This window comes from Ruegeria sp. BG5, assembly GCF_056538425.1.
In genome coordinates this window covers 219,724-235,711 of the sequence record NZ_JBQFTC010000001.1, presented here as the reverse complement: position 1 = coordinate 235,711, position 15,988 = coordinate 219,724, and the positions used below count along the sequence as shown (strand labels likewise).

Annotated in this window: 15 protein-coding genes; 5 read left to right on the top strand and 10 right to left on the bottom strand. The window is 60.6% G+C overall.

The window, feature by feature from the left end; all coding sequences use genetic code 11:
- Position 1: 1 nt before the first annotated feature.
- The 3 genes from ACR0KX_RS01080 to ACR0KX_RS01070 form a co-directional block, all read right to left on the bottom strand.
- Positions 2–253: a DUF6455 family protein gene (locus ACR0KX_RS01080; protein WP_170452601.1), complete on the bottom strand. Its 252-nt coding sequence runs from the start codon at positions 251–253 to the stop codon at positions 2–4.
- Between the two features lie 69 nt (positions 254–322).
- Entirely contained in the window at positions 323–691 is a 369-nt protein-coding gene (locus ACR0KX_RS01075) for a YigZ family protein (protein WP_170622887.1), read from the bottom strand.
- Positions 688–1,329, bottom strand: a complete 642-nt coding sequence (locus ACR0KX_RS01070; RefSeq protein ID WP_480707764.1) for a M48 family metallopeptidase — start codon at positions 1,327–1,329, stop codon at positions 688–690. Before ACR0KX_RS01070 ends, ACR0KX_RS01075 begins: the two co-directional genes overlap by 4 nt.
- A 187-nt stretch (positions 1,330–1,516) precedes the next feature.
- Between ACR0KX_RS01070 and ACR0KX_RS01065 the strand changes: the two genes are divergently transcribed.
- The 3 genes from ACR0KX_RS01065 to ACR0KX_RS01055 all read left to right on the top strand — a co-directional run bounded on the left by ACR0KX_RS01065 (position 1,517) and on the right by ACR0KX_RS01055 (position 3,260).
- Positions 1,517–1,765, top strand: a complete 249-nt coding sequence (locus ACR0KX_RS01065) for a hypothetical protein (protein WP_170452608.1) — start codon at positions 1,517–1,519, stop codon at positions 1,763–1,765.
- Positions 1,766–1,986: 221 nt separating this feature from the next.
- Positions 1,987–2,565 carry a nitroreductase family protein gene (locus ACR0KX_RS01060; protein WP_170452610.1) on the top strand — a complete coding sequence of 193 codons (579 nt, stop codon included), beginning with the start codon at positions 1,987–1,989 and terminating at the stop codon, positions 2,563–2,565.
- On the top strand, positions 2,550–3,260 hold the full coding sequence (locus tag ACR0KX_RS01055; RefSeq protein WP_480707762.1) for an EI24 domain-containing protein: 711 nt from the start codon (positions 2,550–2,552) through the stop codon (positions 3,258–3,260). Before ACR0KX_RS01060 ends, ACR0KX_RS01055 begins: the two co-directional genes overlap by 16 nt.
- A 6-nt stretch (positions 3,261–3,266) precedes the next feature.
- On the opposite strand, the gene ACR0KX_RS01050 is transcribed toward ACR0KX_RS01055, so the two are convergent.
- Positions 3,267–3,539: a DUF1467 family protein gene (locus tag ACR0KX_RS01050; RefSeq protein WP_170452611.1), complete on the bottom strand. Its 273-nt coding sequence runs from the start codon at positions 3,537–3,539 to the stop codon at positions 3,267–3,269.
- 24 nt (positions 3,540–3,563) lie between these two features.
- Positions 3,564–3,968, bottom strand: coding sequence for a methylmalonyl-CoA epimerase (gene mce, locus ACR0KX_RS01045; protein ID WP_170452613.1), 405 nt, complete (start codon positions 3,966–3,968; stop codon positions 3,564–3,566).
- 135 nt (positions 3,969–4,103) lie between these two features.
- Between mce and ACR0KX_RS01040 the strand changes: the two genes are divergently transcribed.
- A complete protein-coding gene (locus tag ACR0KX_RS01040; protein WP_170622883.1) occupies positions 4,104–4,823 on the top strand; it encodes a response regulator in 720 nt (239 codons plus the stop codon).
- A gap of 272 nt (positions 4,824–5,095) precedes the next feature.
- On the opposite strand, the gene aspS is transcribed toward ACR0KX_RS01040, so the two are convergent.
- The 4 genes from aspS to ACR0KX_RS01020 all read right to left on the bottom strand — a co-directional run bounded on the left by aspS (position 5,096) and on the right by ACR0KX_RS01020 (position 9,346).
- Positions 5,096–6,871 carry an aspartate--tRNA ligase gene (gene aspS, locus ACR0KX_RS01035; protein ID WP_170622881.1) on the bottom strand — a complete coding sequence of 592 codons (1,776 nt, stop codon included), beginning with the start codon at positions 6,869–6,871 and terminating at the stop codon, positions 5,096–5,098.
- A 77-nt stretch (positions 6,872–6,948) separates the two neighbouring features.
- Positions 6,949–7,620 (bottom strand): CPBP family intramembrane glutamic endopeptidase, encoded by a 672-nt coding sequence (locus ACR0KX_RS01030; RefSeq protein ID WP_480707760.1) that lies wholly within the window; start codon positions 7,618–7,620, stop codon positions 6,949–6,951.
- The gene (locus ACR0KX_RS01025; protein ID WP_170452619.1) at positions 7,617–8,264 is read right to left on the bottom strand and encodes an aminotransferase class IV family protein; all 648 of its coding nucleotides are present in this window, start codon (positions 8,262–8,264) and stop codon (positions 7,617–7,619) included. The genes ACR0KX_RS01030 and ACR0KX_RS01025 overlap by 4 nt, the downstream gene beginning before the upstream one ends.
- Positions 8,219–9,346, bottom strand: coding sequence for an aminodeoxychorismate synthase component I (locus ACR0KX_RS01020; protein ID WP_170453143.1), 1,128 nt, complete (start codon positions 9,344–9,346; stop codon positions 8,219–8,221). The genes ACR0KX_RS01025 and ACR0KX_RS01020 overlap by 46 nt, the downstream gene beginning before the upstream one ends.
- Before the next feature lie 177 nt (positions 9,347–9,523).
- On the opposite strand from ACR0KX_RS01020, the gene carB reads away from it, so the two are divergent.
- A complete protein-coding gene (gene carB, locus ACR0KX_RS01015; protein WP_170452629.1) occupies positions 9,524–12,868 on the top strand; it encodes a carbamoyl-phosphate synthase large subunit in 3,345 nt (1,114 codons plus the stop codon).
- 58 nt (positions 12,869–12,926) lie between these two features.
- Here the strand turns inward: carB and ACR0KX_RS01010 are convergent, their stop codons facing one another.
- Positions 12,927–15,977 (bottom strand): efflux RND transporter permease subunit, encoded by a 3,051-nt coding sequence (locus tag ACR0KX_RS01010; RefSeq protein WP_170622880.1) that lies wholly within the window; start codon positions 15,975–15,977, stop codon positions 12,927–12,929.
- Positions 15,978–15,988 lie beyond the last annotated feature (11 nt).

Genomic DNA, 15,988 nt, shown 5'->3' with positions numbered 1-15,988 from the left:
TTTACGGTCTGAGTTTTTCCAGCAAAGTGTAGTTGCGGCAGTATTCCGGGGCGCGGCTAAGCGCAGACGCTTCTTTCAACAGGGATTGGCAATGTCCGGGGTTCGGGCAATCTGTGCACCGGACCACGGCGTCTGAAATCTGGTCGATTGATACGGCACCCTCGATGGCGGATTCCTGCAAATCGATATCCAGCATCCGCGCCATGTCATCGACCAAACCGGCGTGCAATCGCAAAGTCTCTCGGCTGGGCATGTCCTGTCCTTTCCCTGTCGCGCTTTGGTCAGAGCGTAGTTGGTGGACAGGGGGAATCCTTGATTCAGGTCAAGCAGAGGCCCCAATTTGGTCGAGATAAGCACGCGTTGCGTCCTGAACGCGGCGAAAACGGTCCCCGCCCAGCTTTTTGCCGCCATACCAGCGCGTAACGATGATGACGTGGTTCTCTAACCCCTCACGCTCCATCATGCGAAGGATGACCATGCCCGCCCCGCTTTCTCCATCGTCGGCCTTGAGCGCCCCGGTTGGCAACGTCGCCGCCCAGGTATTGTGCGTGGCCTTTGCATAGGCTTTATCCGTCTTCAGCTCGGCAAGCACCGCGTCAACCTGATCCCGCGATGTCACAGTTGCCCCAGACACCGCGTATTTCGATCCGCGATCGGTCAGAATCACGCCCAGCCGCACCAGTTCAGTCATTCTGTGACACCCAGCTTTCGCGCGGTTTGCTGTACAATTTCGACCCGCTGCGCGTTGGGTGGGTGCGATCCCAGGAACTGGTCACCCGGATCGGGAATGCGGGCAAAATACTTCGCACCGATCAGCGGGTTGTATCCGGCATTGTGTGTGATGAGGGTTCCCAACTGATCCGCCTCAAGCTCAAAGTCTTTCGCATAGGCTTGCACGGCCACCTTTGCCCCCAGTTTCTGCGCCTTTTCAACAGCGGCGTCGCTTTTGCCACGCTGCCGCTCGGCCTCTCCAAACTTGGCTGCGCCAACACGGGCGTTTTCGCTTTGCCGTCCGATGTGATCCAAAACGTGATGCGCAGCCTCGTGCCCCATCACAAAGGCCAATTCATCCGCATTCCGGGTCGAGCGGATCAAGGATCGCGTGAAGATGATCGCGGGCTGTTTCTTGTCATCCAGAGTCTGAAAGGCGTTTGCAGGCGCGGTCGGGTTCAGATCGACCAGAATTCTGAAATCGCAGCTTTGCGGTTTGGAAGACCTCAGACACTGGGCCCGCGCCTCGCGCCCGACCTCGCGGCTGACCTTGCGAAAAGCTGCGGCGCTGGCGGCTTCTTCTGCCGTGAGCCCACGCCAGTCTTCTGCAGGAATCACGCGCAATCTGTCTGTTGCACAGGCCGACAGAAGCAGGGGAAAAACCAGAAATAAGAGAAGGCGCATCAAAGGTCCTATTAGCCGATCAGGCGTTGATCCCAACATAGCCGGACCAACCGGGCAGTACCACTGCGGTTTCGGCCTGTGACGGGTTGCATTGGCGGGCGGTGGCCTGCACTCTGGCCCCATGTTTTCGATTGAGCATGAATTCGACTCAACAGTCATTACCCTCGTGGATGAAGGCCCCAAGCCTTTGCAAGAGGATGTGGTGATCAACAGCTTCGCCGAATGCGTGACGCTGGAACAAATGGACCCCCGCACGGATCAGATCCAGAAGATCACCCTGTCGCCCGAACAGGTCCGCGATCTGGCTGCGGCGCTGGATTTGCCAGAAGGTGTCTATCAGATTCGCGAAACGCAGGATCAGGGCTCGTAGGGTTCGAGCTGTGGCGGTTCTGGCCAAGCGACGCGGAGTCTAAAATCCGTGACCAATGGTTTATTGAATTTTCGTAAGTCGCCAAGCCCCCCATCCAGTGTCATTGCGCTTGCACCCGGCGTGCCGGAATGAAAATGATCCCCAAAAATCCAACGGCCCGCCCTTGAATCGCCAGCCGTACCGCCCAAGATACAGATGGCCGATGTAAAGGAAGTTAACATATGTCCCTGAAAAACCCTGCCGCCCTGGAGTTTTTACAGTCGCGCCGGTCCAGACCGGCCAAAACACTGATTGCTCCGGCCCCGACACGGGACGAGCTTTTGCCTTTGCTGACCGCCGCCGCCCGCAGCCCGGATCATGGCAAACTGGAACCCTGGCGGTTTATCGTGATCGAAAAGGGCGCGATGGCGCGTCTTGCTGACCTGACCGAAGTCTGTGGCAAGGCGCTGAACAAATCGCCGGAAGACATTGCCAAGGCCCGCAGCCAGTTCGACATGGGACATCTGGCTGTGGCCGTGATCGAGGTTCAGAAACCGTCGGAAAAGATCCCGGCGATTGAACAAACCTACTCTGCCGGTGCCGTCTGTCTGGCCCTGCTGAACGCGGCCCTCGCCGCCGGATGGGGCGCGAACTGGCTGTCTGGCTGGCAATCGCATGACCGGGATTTCTGCAAATCCGCTTTTGGGTTGGCCGAAAACGAACGACTGGCCGGCGTGATCCATATCGCAACCGAAGGGACCGCCCCGCCAGAACGCCCCCGGCCGGACGTTGCCGCCCTGACTGAATGGCTCACGGAATGATCATCCTGAACGCGTTCTTCGCGGCCCTTGGTCAGATCGGAGACCCCAAGTTCCGCTCAGTCCTGTTTCGCGGCATAGGTCTGACGATCCTGTTGCTGATCCTCGCCTGTGCTGCCGCGATCTGGTTCATCAATGCGCTGTCCGGAGACGAGATTTCACTGCCCTTTGTTGGCACCGTGTCGTGGCTGAACGATGTGCTGAACTATTCCGGCATCCTGCTGGTTCTGGTGTTGCCGGTGTTCCTGATGGTGCCCGTCGCCTCGGCCATCACGTCGATCTTTTTGGAAGAGGTCGCGCAGGCGGTCGAAGACAAAAACTACGCGCACCTGCCCCCGGCCCCAAAAATCCCGCTTGGCGAGTCCATTCAGGATGGTCTCAGCTTTATGGGCGTTCTGATCGTGGCAAACCTGCTGGCGCTGATCCTGTATGCGATCTTCACGCCCCTTGCTCTGTTTATATTCTGGGGCATGAACGGGTTTCTGCTGGGCCGGGAATATTTCACGCTGGCCGCGATGCGCAGGTTGGGGCGTGAGCGTGCGCGCCAGCTGCGTGCGAAACACACGGCAACTATCTGGCTTGCCGGGACGCTGATGGCGATCCCGCTTTCAGTTCCGCTGGTAAATCTGGTGATCCCGATTATCGGTGTCGCCACCTTTACCCATATCTATCACAATGTGTCAGGCCGCGCGGCCTGACACGGCTCAGCGCGGCTCAAGCTGGTTCAACCAGTCGAAATCCCGAACCGAGATCACCCCGGACAGGATAATCCCGGCGATGATGGCCCATAAAACGATCGAAATGCCCGTGGTGATCCACATCTTCTTCTTCATGTGATGCACCTCCGGCGCACCCGCATGGGTGCCCGGAACGATCTCGCCCAGATCGCCCTGCGTCTTGATGCGAATGGGCAGAACGATCAGCAGGGTCAGAAACCAGATGACTGCAAACAGCACCAATGCGGCAGTGATGGTCATTTCGGGCCCTCCGAGCTTGTGGCGTTACACCTGTTCCAGTTCGACGAGGCAGCCGTTGAAATCCTTGGGGTGCAGGAACAGAACGGGCTTGCCATGCGCGCCGATCTTGGGTTCTCCGCTACCCAGCACACGTGCACCACTTTCCTTCAGGTGGTCGCGGGCCGCGATGATGTCTTCGACTTCATAGCACACATGGTGGATGCCACCGGCCGGGTTTTTCTCAAGAAAGCCATTGATCGGGCTGTCATCGCCCAGCGGGTACAGAAGCTCGATCTTCGTGTTGGGCAGTTCGATGAACACCACCGTCACACCATGATCCGGTTCGTCCTGCGGCGCGCCCACTTTGGCGCCCAGCGCGCTGCGATACTGCTCGGATGCGGCCTCAAGATCCGGAACGGCGATGGCGACGTGGTTTAGTCGTCCGATCATAGTAAACTCCTCTGTCCTACGTTGAGTGGGTTATGGGGGCAGTTCCGGCAAAGGACAAGTGCGCCAAATCGCCCGTTAACCCTGTGTTAGCCAGAAGTTCCTAGCGTGAGGCATCTGCTGGATAGGAGATCTGACATGGACGATTCGGTTCCTTTCGCCACAACTATCGCTACGCACACAGCGACGCGGCCTTTGCTGGGACAGACCATTCTGGTTGTCGAGGACAGCCGCTATGCCTGCGACGCGATCCGCCTGATGTGCCTGCACAGCGGGGCAAGGATCCGACGTGCCGATTGCCTGAAATCCGCGCGGCGTCACCTTCAGATCTATCGCCCCTCGGTCATTCTTGTGGATATGGGTCTGCCGGACGGGTCCGGGGCCGATCTGATTGCTGAACTGACACAGGCCTCGCCCAGGATCAGTGTCATTCTGGCGATGTCCGGTGATACATGCACCGAGTCTGCTGCCCTTGGGGCCGGGGCTGACGGGTTTTTGCCCAAACCCCTAAAATCCATGTCTTATTTTCAAAAAGCCATTCTGGAACGCCTCCCCGAGGACCGTCGGCCCAGCGGGTTGCACGCCGTTCGGGACGAAGTCATTCACCCCGATCCACTGGCCTATCAGGACGATATGGCGCACATCGCGGACGTTCTGGCAGGGCCGACCGATCCGCGCATGCTGGACTATGCTGCCCAGTTTCTTCACGGCGTTGCGCGTGAGGCCAACGATACGGTGTTGGCGGACGCGGCCCGAAAACTATCACTCTCCCGGGCGCAAGGCAGTCCGATCACCGCTCAGGCCGCGCAGGTTGCCGGGCTAGTTCAAAACCGGCTGGAACAGCGGGAGGCGATCTGAGATGGCCACCGCCTATTTCATCACCGCGTCCCTGGTGTTCGGGTGGATGTACCGGCAAACCCGGCAGAGCGCCCGATCCATTCGCGTGAACCGGCAAAAGCTGGGCAAAGGGATTGATTGATTCCCTTGACGTTGCGGTTACCGGTCTGCCTTAGGCACAAGTGACAAACGCAAACCGCCCGCGCGTGGCGGGCGGTTCAGTCGTCATACGGTTTACGCCGCGCAATACGTACGCTCATCACCAGACAAGCGGCAGGCCGCGACCGACAGGCTTACTCCTGCGGAATGATCCGCAGACCCAGTTCCATCAACTGATCCGAGGTCGGGTCGGAGGGCGCGTCCATCATCAGGTCCTCGGCGCGCTGGTTCATCGGGAACATCATGACTTCGCGGATATTGGCCTCATCAGCCAGCAGCATCACGATCCGGTCGATGCCCGCAGCACAGCCCCCGTGCGGCGGTGCGCCGTAGTGGAAGGCGTTGAACAGGGCGCCAAAGCGCGATTTGACCTCATCCGCGCCGTAACCGGCCAGTTCAAAGGCTTTCAGCATGATTTCCGGCTTGTGGTTCCGGATCGCGCCCGAGACCAGCTCGTACCCGTTGCAGGCCAGATCGTACTGATAGCCGCGCACGTCCAGCGGATTGCCCTGCAGCGCCTCCATACCGCCCTGCGGCATCGAAAACGGGTTGTGTTCGAAATCGATCGCGCCGGTTTCCTCGTCCTGCTCATAGATCGGGAAATCGACGATCCAGGCAAAGGCAAAGCGGTCTTTTTCGGTCAGGCCGAGGTCTTCTCCGATCACGTCGCGGGCCTTGCCTGCGACCTTTTCAAAGGCTTTCGGCTTGCCGCCCAGGAAGAACGCCGCGTCACCAACACCCAGACCCAATTGCTGACGGATCGCCTCGGTACGTTCGGGGCCGATGTTCTTGGCCAGCGGACCTGCAGCCTCCATCCCTTCGCCCTGATCGCGCCAGAAGATATAGCCCATGCCGGGCAGACCCTCTTTCTGGGCGAATGCATTCATGCGGTCGCAGAACTTGCGACTGCCGCCGGTCGGCGCAGGGATGGCGCGGATTTCGGTGCCGTCCTGCTCCAACAGCTTCGCGAAAATCGCAAAGCCACTATCGCGGAAGTGGTCGGAGACCACTTGCATTTTGATAGGATTGCGCAGGTCGGGCTTGTCGGTGCCATACCACAAGGCCGCGTCCTTGTAGGAAATCTGCGGCCACTCTTGGTCAACCTTCCGGCCACCTCCGAACTCTTCGAACACGCCGGTCAGAACGGGCTGGATGGTGTCGAACACGTCCTGCTGCTCGACAAACGACATCTCAAGGTCAAGCTGGTAGAAATCGGTGGGCGAGCGGTCGGCGCGCGGGTCTTCGTCGCGGAAGCAGGGCGCGATCTGGAAATATTTGTCGAAGCCCGAGACCATGATCAACTGCTTGAACTGCTGAGGGGCCTGCGGCAGGGCGTAGAATTTGCCCGGATGCAGGCGCGAGGGCACCAGAAAGTCGCGCGCGCCTTCGGGCGAGGATGCCGTGATGATCGGCGTCTGATACTCGCGAAAGCCCTGATCCCACATGCGTTTGCGCATTGAGGCCACAACGTCCGAGCGCAGTGTCATGTTGCGCTGCATCGCCTCGCGGCGCAGGTCCAGATAGCGATAGCGCAGGCGGGTTTCCTCGGGGTATTCCTGATCGCCGAACACCATCAGCGGCAGTTCGTCGGCGGCACCCAACACTTCCAGTTCACGCACGTAAACCTCGATCTCGCCTGTTGGCAGCTTCGGGTTCACCAGATCCGCGTCACGCGCTTTGACGGTGCCGTCGATGCGGATGCACCATTCCGAACGCACCTTCTCGAGCTCGGCAAAGGCCGCGCTGTCGCCGTCGCACAATACCTGTGTTACTCCGAAATGGTCGCGCAGATCGATGAACAGCACGCCGCCGTGATCTCGGACCCGATGCACCCAACCGGACAGGCGAACGGTTTCACCGACATTGGCGGCGGTCAGAGCGGCGCAGGTGTGGCTGCGATAGGCGTGCATGGAATATCCCTTCGGGCGCAGAATTCGTCGCGCCGATACACCCTGTCAGGCCCGGAAAGTCAAGGCAGGTCGCGCCGTCAAAACGGCCTTTGCACATTGCCTGAATAGAAATAAACACCCAGCCCCACGGCAAAGATGATGTTCCCCGCAATCGCGTGCAGCAGAACGGCGTAAAAGAACGAGCCGCGCTTGCGATAGGCCCAGCTGAACAGCAACCCGCCGACAAAGGTCATGATGGCGACAATCCAGCTCCAATACATCAGATGCGCGAAGGCGAAGATGGCCGCGTTCAGCAGGTCGGCCCTGCGCCCGTCCGGCAGGATGGCGTGGTAGCGGCGGAAAAACAGCGGGCGGAATAGCAACTCTTGTGGCAGGGCAGACAGAAGCGGATAGCCGATCCAGATGAAGGCCAGCATCTCGGGCCGGTTTCTCAGCAGAAAAAAGGCCGCATCTGGACGGGTCAGGTAGATCAGCGCGGTACAGAATGCAGCAGTCACCAGTGTGAATACCGCCAGTTCGCGAAATGACCAGTTTGCCCATTCGTATCGCAGTTCCGCCCACTGAAAGCCGGGCGTTGCGTGCAGCAGAACGATGCCCAAACCGGTAAAGGCAAACAGCGCCGGGAACATCCAGTTGGGCGGAAAAAGCACCGCAATCACCAGCGGGGCAATGATGAAAAACAGGCCAAACTCAATCCGTAATCGCGCTGCCGCGACCGGCGGGGCGACCATCGTGCTGTCTTTGCTCACAGGTTCACCAACTCCACCGGTATCAGGCCGCGTAACGAATTTCCCATGAAAACAGATTGGGCCTCTTTCAGATCATTCAAGGTCAGAGCCGCCTCGGCAAACTCTTCTTGTTCCAGCAATTCTTCGCGCAGGATACCAGGCAAAAGCCCGCTGGACAGGGGCGGAGTCAGCCGTTGCCCTTCGCGCGTTTCGATAAACAGGTTGGTGATGGAGCCCTCGCACAGCTCATCCCGTTCGTTCAGGAACAATAATTCATCGACACCCTTAGGCATCGCAGCGCGGGCGGTGTCATAGAGATCACGCCGGGTGGTTTTGTGGCGCAGCCATATGTCGTCAGAGGTTAACCGGGTCTCCGACACCCCCAACCGCCAGATCGGCGGGCTGTCGGCCAGTGCCGCACTGGTCAATTCGAACTGACCCGCAACATCCATGGTCAGACGACAGCGCAAGGGGGCCTCACTGGCCCCTTCGGACAACATCGCCACAGCGGCAGATCGGTCGAAGGGCAGGTCCAAGGTCTTGGCAGTGCGCGCCATTCGGTTCAGATGCCGGTCCTGTCGGACAAACCCCTGCCCGGGCCTGAAGCCCAGCGTTTCAATCAGGCGGAAATCAGGCTCAACTGGTGGGCAAAGCGGGCTTTCCATAGGGCTTCCTCGTATTCAGACGGGGCCGTGCTGTCCCAGACCACCCCACCGCCGACATTCAGCGTTGCAGCGGCACCGTCCACCATCAGCGTGCGGATGGCAACGTTGAACTCGGACCGCCCGTCCGGCGCAGCCCAGCCGATCGTGCCGCAATAGATGTCGCGGGGCCAGGGTTCGAGGTCGGACAGGATCTCCATCGCGCGGATCTTGGGTGCGCCGGTGATGGACCCGCAGGGGAACAAAGCGGTCAGGATATCGGACAACCCGGCCCCGATCTGCAACTGCGCCCGCACCAGCGACACCATCTGATGCACGGTGGCATAGGTTTCGACCTTGAACAGTTCGGGCACATGAACCGATCCGGGCAAGGCCACGCGGCTGATATCGTTGCGCAGCAGATCGACGATCATCAGATTCTCGGCCCGGTTCTTTTCGTCGCTGGACAGGAAGTTTCGGCGGCGGGCATCCTCGGCCATATCCTCACTGCGGGGCTGGGTGCCCTTCATCGGTCGGGTCTCGATGCGCCCGGATTCATCCGTGCGGAAGAACAGCTCGGGCGAGCGGCTGAGCAAATCGGGCAACCCCTCTTGCTGGATCAAAGCGCCGTGGCCCACGGGTTGACCGGAGGTCAGGGCCGCGTAAAGCGCCACGCTGTCCCCTTCGACCTTTAGATCGATTGGGAAGGTCAGATTGGCCTGATAAATGTCCCCGGCCCCGATGGCATCATGCACGGCCTGAAACGCCCGACTGTATCGGGTCTCATCCCAGCGCGGCTGGAACTGGGCAATGCCGCCCGACGCTTTGGGCAGATCGCTATGATCCGGTTGGTCATAGACCCCGAAACACAGCAACGGCAGTGTCCGGTCGCCCGGCAGACGGGACAACAGGCGCGGCTCCAATGCATAACCAAGCTCGTAACAGGCGTACCCCGCCAGCCAGCCACCCGCCGCGCGCGCCTCATCCAATGCCGCCAGCGCCTGGGGCACCTCGTCCGCCGTGTCCGCGCGGATGATGTGGGATGGCCGGTCGAACCGGGTTCCCGGACCGGCTGGCCCCTGATCGAAACGAATACGCAAGTGCATCCTCATAACCCGTGCTGCGCGATATAGAGAATACGCCGCCAAGGGAAAGAGGGGAAAGCGGCAATTTCGCACCTGTTTCCGATACCTCTTGCACCTTTTCGCGCGGTCCCTATAACGCAGGACAATTTGGGCGCTGGGGCGGTGCCCTGACTCGCGGACAATCGAAGGAACAAGGCCATGCCGAGAAGAACCGACATCCAGTCGATCATGATCATCGGGGCGGGCCCCATTGTCATCGGGCAGGCGTGTGAGTTCGACTATTCCGGCGCTCAGGCCTGCAAGGCGCTGCGCGAGGAAGGTTATCGGGTCATTCTGGTGAACTCGAACCCCGCGACGATCATGACCGACCCCGGTCTGGCGGATGCCACCTATATCGAGCCGATCACGCCCGAGGTTGTCGCCAAGATCATCGAGAAAGAACGCCCCGACGCGCTGCTGCCCACGATGGGCGGACAGACCGGCCTGAACACCTCGCTGGCGCTGGAAGAGATGGGCGTGCTTGAGAAGTTCGGCGTCGAGATGATCGGCGCCAAGCGCGACGCCATCGAAATGGCCGAGGACCGCGCCCTGTTCCGCGAGGCGATGGACCGGCTGGGCATCGAAAACCCCAAGGCCGAGATCGTGACCGCCCCCAAGGACGAAGACGGCAAGAAAGACCTGGATGCCGGTGTCGCCTTGGCGCTGGAAACCCTGGAAACGGTGGGTCTGCCCGCGATCATCCGCCCTGCCTTTACACTTGGCGGCACCGGCGGCGGCGTGGCCTATAACCGCGAGGATTATATCCATATTTGCCGCTCGGGCATGGATGCCAGCCCCGTGGGTCAGATCCTGATCGACGAAAGCCTGCTGGGCTGGAAAGAATACGAGATGGAGGTGGTGCGCGACACTGCCGACAACGCCATCATCGTCTGTTCCATCGAAAACGTCGATCCAATGGGCGTACATACGGGCGACTCGATCACCGTGGCCCCAGCCCTGACGCTGACCGACAAAGAATACCAGATCATGCGCAATCACTCGATTGCCGTGCTGCGCGAGATCGGCGTGGAAACTGGCGGCTCGAACGTGCAATGGGCGATCAACCCGGTCGATGGTCGCATGGTTGTGATCGAGATGAACCCCCGCGTGTCGCGCTCTTCGGCGCTGGCGTCCAAGGCGACCGGTTTCCCGATTGCCAAGATCGCGGCCAAGCTGGCAGTGGGCTACACGCTGGACGAGCTGGACAACGACATCACCAAGGTCACGCCCGCCTCGTTCGAGCCGACCATCGACTACGTCGTCACCAAGATCCCGAAATTCGCGTTCGAGAAATTCCCGGGCTCGGAACCTTACCTGACCACCGCGATGAAGTCGGTGGGTGAAGCCATGTCCATCGGCCGCACCATCCACGAATCGATGCAAAAGGCGCTGGCTTCGATGGAATCCGGGCTGACCGGTTTTGACGAGGTCGAAATCCCCGGCCTGAATGTCGGTGTCTGGGACGAGGCCACCGACAAGGCCGCAGTGATCAAGGCGATCAGCAAACAAACGCCCGACCGCCTGCGCACCATCGCGCAAGCCATGCGCCACGGTCTGAGTGACGACGAAATCTTCGGTGTCACCAAGTTCGACCCGTGGTTCCTGGCCCGCATCCGCGAGATCATCGATGCGGAACGTCAGGTCCGTAAAGACGGCCTGCCCGTGACCGAGGATGGCATCCGCAAGCTGAAAATGCTGGGCTTCACCGATGCGCGTCTGGGCAATCTGACTGGCCGCGACGAAGACAACGTCCGCCGCGCTCGCCGCAATTTGGGCGTCAATGCTGTCTTCAAACGCATCGACACCTGCGCGGCCGAATTCGAGGCGCAGACGCCCTATATGTACTCGACCTACGAAGCCCCGATGATGGGCGAGGTCGAATGCGAAGCCCGCCCAAGCGACCGCAAAAAGGTCGTCATCCTTGGCGGTGGCCCGAACCGGATCGGTCAGGGCATCGAGTTTGACTATTGCTGCTGCCACGCCTGTTTCGCGCTGACCGAAGCGGGCTATGAGACCATTATGGTCAACTGCAACCCCGAGACAGTCTCGACCGACTATGACACCTCGGACCGGCTGTATTTCGAGCCGCTGACCTTTGAGCACGTCATGGAAATCCTGACGAAAGAGCAGGAAAACGGCACGCTGCATGGTGTGATCGTGCAGTTCGGCGGTCAAACCCCACTGAAACTGGCCAACGCGCTGGAGGCCGAAGGCATCCCGATCCTCGGCACCACGCCCGACGCCATCGACCTGGCCGAAGACCGTGAGCGGTTCCAGGCGCTGGTCAATGATCTGGGTCTGAAACAGCCCAAAAACGGCATCGCCTCGACCGACGCGCAAGCGTTGGAGATTGCCGACGAGATCGGCTTCCCGCTGGTGATCCGCCCCTCTTACGTTCTGGGTGGCCGAGCGATGGAAATCGTGCGCGATATGGATCAGCTGCGGCGCTACATCAACGAGGCCGTGGTGGTCTCGGGCGACAGCCCGGTTCTGCTGGACAGCTATCTGGCCGGTGCGGTGGAACTGGACGTGGATGCGCTGTGTGATGGCACCGATGTTCACGTTGCGGGCATCATGCAGCATATCGAAGAGGCGGGCGTGCACTCGGGCGACTCGGCCTGTTCGCTGCCGCCCTATTCGCTGTCGGATGAGATTCTGGAACAGATCAAGGATCAGGCGTTCAAACTGGCCAAAGCGCTAAACGTCGTCGGCCTGATGAACGTGCAGTTCGCCATCAAGGATGATGAGATCTACCTGATCGAGGTGAACCCGCGCGCCAGCCGCACCGTGCCCTTCGTGGCCAAAGCGACCGACAGCGCGATTGCCTCCATCGCCGCGCGTGTCATGGCGGGTGAGAAGCTGTCGAACTTCCCGATGCGCCCGCCCTATCAGGAAGGTCAGGATACAAAAATTGCCGACCAGATGACGCTGGCCGACCCGAACATGCCGTGGTTCTCGGTGAAAGAGGCGGTCCTGCCCTTTGCCCGCTTCCCCGGCGTCGACACGATCCTGGGCCCGGAAATGCGTTCGACCGGCGAGGTCATGGGCTGGGACCGCGACTTCCCGCGCGCCTTCCTCAAGGCGCAGATGGGCGCGGGTATGGTCCTGCCGTCCTCGGGTCGTGCGTTCATCTCGATCAAAGATGCCGACAAGACCCCCGCGATGCTTGAGGCCGCACAGGTTCTGGCCGCGCAGGGCTTTGTCCTTGTGGCAACCCGTGGCACACAAAGCTGGCTGGCCGAACAAGGCGTTGCCTGCGATCTGGTCAACAAGGTCTACGAAGGCCGCCCGGATGTGGCCGACATGCTGAAAGACGGTCAGGTGCAGCTGGTGATGAACACCACCGAAGGCGCGCAGGCGGTCGAAGACAGCAAGGTCATCCGCTCCATCGCGCTCTATGACAAGATCCCCTACTTCACCACCGCCGCCGCCAGCCACGCCGCCGCGCTGGCCATCAAGGCGCAGGCCGAAGGGGATGTTGAGGTGATGTCGCTGCAGGGGTGATCCTTCACCCCAAAGGGAACAAAGCAAAACCCCCGGTCCGTGACCGGGGGTTTTTCAATTAAACAGCGGATTGCGCGGCCATTTGCCTTGCCTCCTCCCGCCTGAAGAACAGCAGGTAGAACACTGGCGCGGCGACCATGGTCAGGACTGTGGCAAAGGCCAGACCGCCCATGATCGTCACGGCCATCGAGACGAAGAACGCGTCTGTCAGCAGCGGGGCCATCCCAAGGATCGTGGTGATCGCGGCCAGCATGACCGGGCGCAGACGCGAGACCGAGGCTTCGATGATCGACTCTTGCAGGGGTTTACCGGTGGCCCGGACCAGATCGATTTCCTCGACCAGAACAATGCCGTTCTTGATCAACATCCCCGACAGGCTCAGCAGGCCCAGCAGGGCGGTGAAGGTGAACGGCAAGCCGGTTCCCAGCAGGCCAATCACCACACCGTTGACCGACATCGGCACCAGCAGCCAGATGATGATCGGCTGACGGATCGCATTGAACAGCAGGACCGAGATCAGCACCATGATCAGTAAGCTTAGCGGCAATTGCCTGCCCAGACTTTCCTGCGCGTCGCGCGAGTTTTCGAACTCGCCCCCCCACTCCATCTTGTAGCCGGGCGGCAGATCGATTGCCTCAATCGCGGCGCGCACCTCGGTATGGACCTGAGCGGCGGTAAAGCCCGCCGGGATGTCGGCTCCGACCGTGATGGTCAGAACCCGGTCGCGCCGGTGGACCAGCGTGTTCAGGGCCTGGTATTCAAACCCGTCCACCATCTGTTCGATGGGCACGAAACGTTGCGATTGATCCGAATAGACGACCTGATCGACGATTGAATAATCCCCGTCCGCCGGGCGGCGCAGGATGATCGGGATCAGGCGGTCACGCTCGCGCAGGACCCCGCCGGTGATCCCATCGGTCGAGAATTGCAGCGTGGCAGCAATATCTTCGCGGGACACGCCAGCGGTCTGGGCGCGTTCGGTCGCATAGATTGGCTGCACCGCCAGTTCCTTTTCACGCCAGTCGTGATGGACATGCAGCGCGTTGGGCGAGGCGGCGGCCATGCGCTGGACCGCCTCATCCGCCAATCGCCGCAGAACTTCCGGGTCGCTGCCCGAGAACCGAGCCTGGATCGGATCGCCGCCGCCGGGGCCAAAGACCAAGCGCCTGGTGCGGAACTCGCTTTCGGGAAACTGCACCGAGCCGAACGCCTCAAGATCCGCCTGCAAAGCAGGGATATCGTCCAGCGTTTCGGTGCGGATGATCATATGGCCGTAGCTGGGGTTCGGATCTTCGGCGGCATAGGTCAGCATGAAACGGGTGGCCCCCTGCCCCACGAAGGTGGTGACGGACACAACGTCGTCGCGGTCATTCAGCCACTCTTCAAACACGGCCATATCTTGGGCGGTGCGGGCGATGGTGGTGCCCTGAGGCAGCTTGTAATGCACAAAGAACAGGGGCGTGTTCGAGTCCGGGAAGAACTGCTGCTTCATCAGCCCGAAGCCCGCGTAGCAAACCACCGTAACCGCAGCCAGCCCCACAACCACCAGCCAGCGAAACCGCAGCGCGCCGCGCAGAACCGAGCCGTAGATGCGGAACAGAATGCCGCTATAGGCGTCCACTTCACCTTCCTTGCCCTGTTTGAAGAAATAGTGCCCCAGCATCGGCGTCACCGTGATGGCCAACACCCAGCTCAGCAGCAGCGAGATGCCGATCACCGCAAACAGCGAGAACAGAAACTCGCCAGTTGCATCGGGGCTGAGACCGATGCCCGCAAAAGCCATGATGCCGATCACGGTAGCACCAAGCAGCGGAATTTGCGTTTTCGAGGCCACATCTTCCGCCGCATCGCGCGAGGATTTGCCGCGCAGCATGGCGATCTGCATCCCCTCGGCCACAACGATGGCATTGTCGACCAGCATCCCCATGGCGATGATCAGCGCGCCAAGCGAGATCCGCTCCATCTCAATCGAAAACATCGCCATGAACAGCAGCGTTCCGACCACCGTCAACAGCAGCGTCGAACCCACGACAACCGCCGCACGCCAGCCCATGAAAAGGCCCAGAACCGCGACCACGATGGCCACGGACATGGCCAGATTGACCAGAAAGTCGGTCGAGGCTTGTTCGACCACCACATGCTGCTGGTAAATCGGCAGGATTTCGACGCCAAAGGGAATCGCGGTGTCCAACTCGTCAAACTTGGCATCCACGCGCTTGCCGACTTCGACAATGTTCTCGCTGGACAATCCGGCGATGCCCAGGGTGAACGCCTCGACCCCGTCAAAGCGGATCATGATGTCCGGGTCGGTCTGGCGCGCGCGGTAGACGTTGGACATATCGAACAGGTTGATCACCTGCCCCTGAGAGCCGACCGAAAGCCCGGCAATGGCGGACACACTGTCCGAACCTTCGGCGGTCAGGATTGTGGTTCGATCATCAGCAGACCGCAGCGAGCCGGATGAATTCACCGAATCCGCGTTCGAGATCGCCTCGTTAATTGCCTGAATCGGCACGTTCTGATTCACCGAGATGGCAAGGTCGGGCTCGATAAAGATCGCCTCTTGCGGCAGGCCCTGAACCTCGACATCGGCGACGCCGCTGACGGTCAGCAGCTCACGCCGAAGAAACGTAGCCAGTTCGTGTTTTTCCGCGTCCGAATAACCCTCGGCCGTCACCGCGTAGAACAGGCCAAAGACGTCACCGAAGCCGTCATTCACGTAAGGCTGGCCGACGCCCGAGGGCAGGCCGCGCGCCGCATCGCGGATCTGGGCGCGCAGGCGGGTCCATATGGCGGGCAGTTCGTCACCGTCATAGGTGGACTTGATCTCGACCTCGATCAGCGACCGGCCGGGTTGGTTGACCGAGGTGATCGTGTCCACCTCGCCCATTTGCTGGATGGCGGATTCAAGCGGTTCCGAGGCCTCAAGCGCCACTTGCTCTGCTGTTGCGCCGGGATATTGGGTGATGATGACGGCGTTCTTGATGGTGAATGCAGGGTCTTCGAGACGACCCAGAGACAGAAAGCCCCAGATACCGCCAAACAAGGCAATCAGGATGATCAACCACGTATATAGTGGCCTGTCGATCGAGGCGCGCGCGATGTTCATATCTCAGCCCC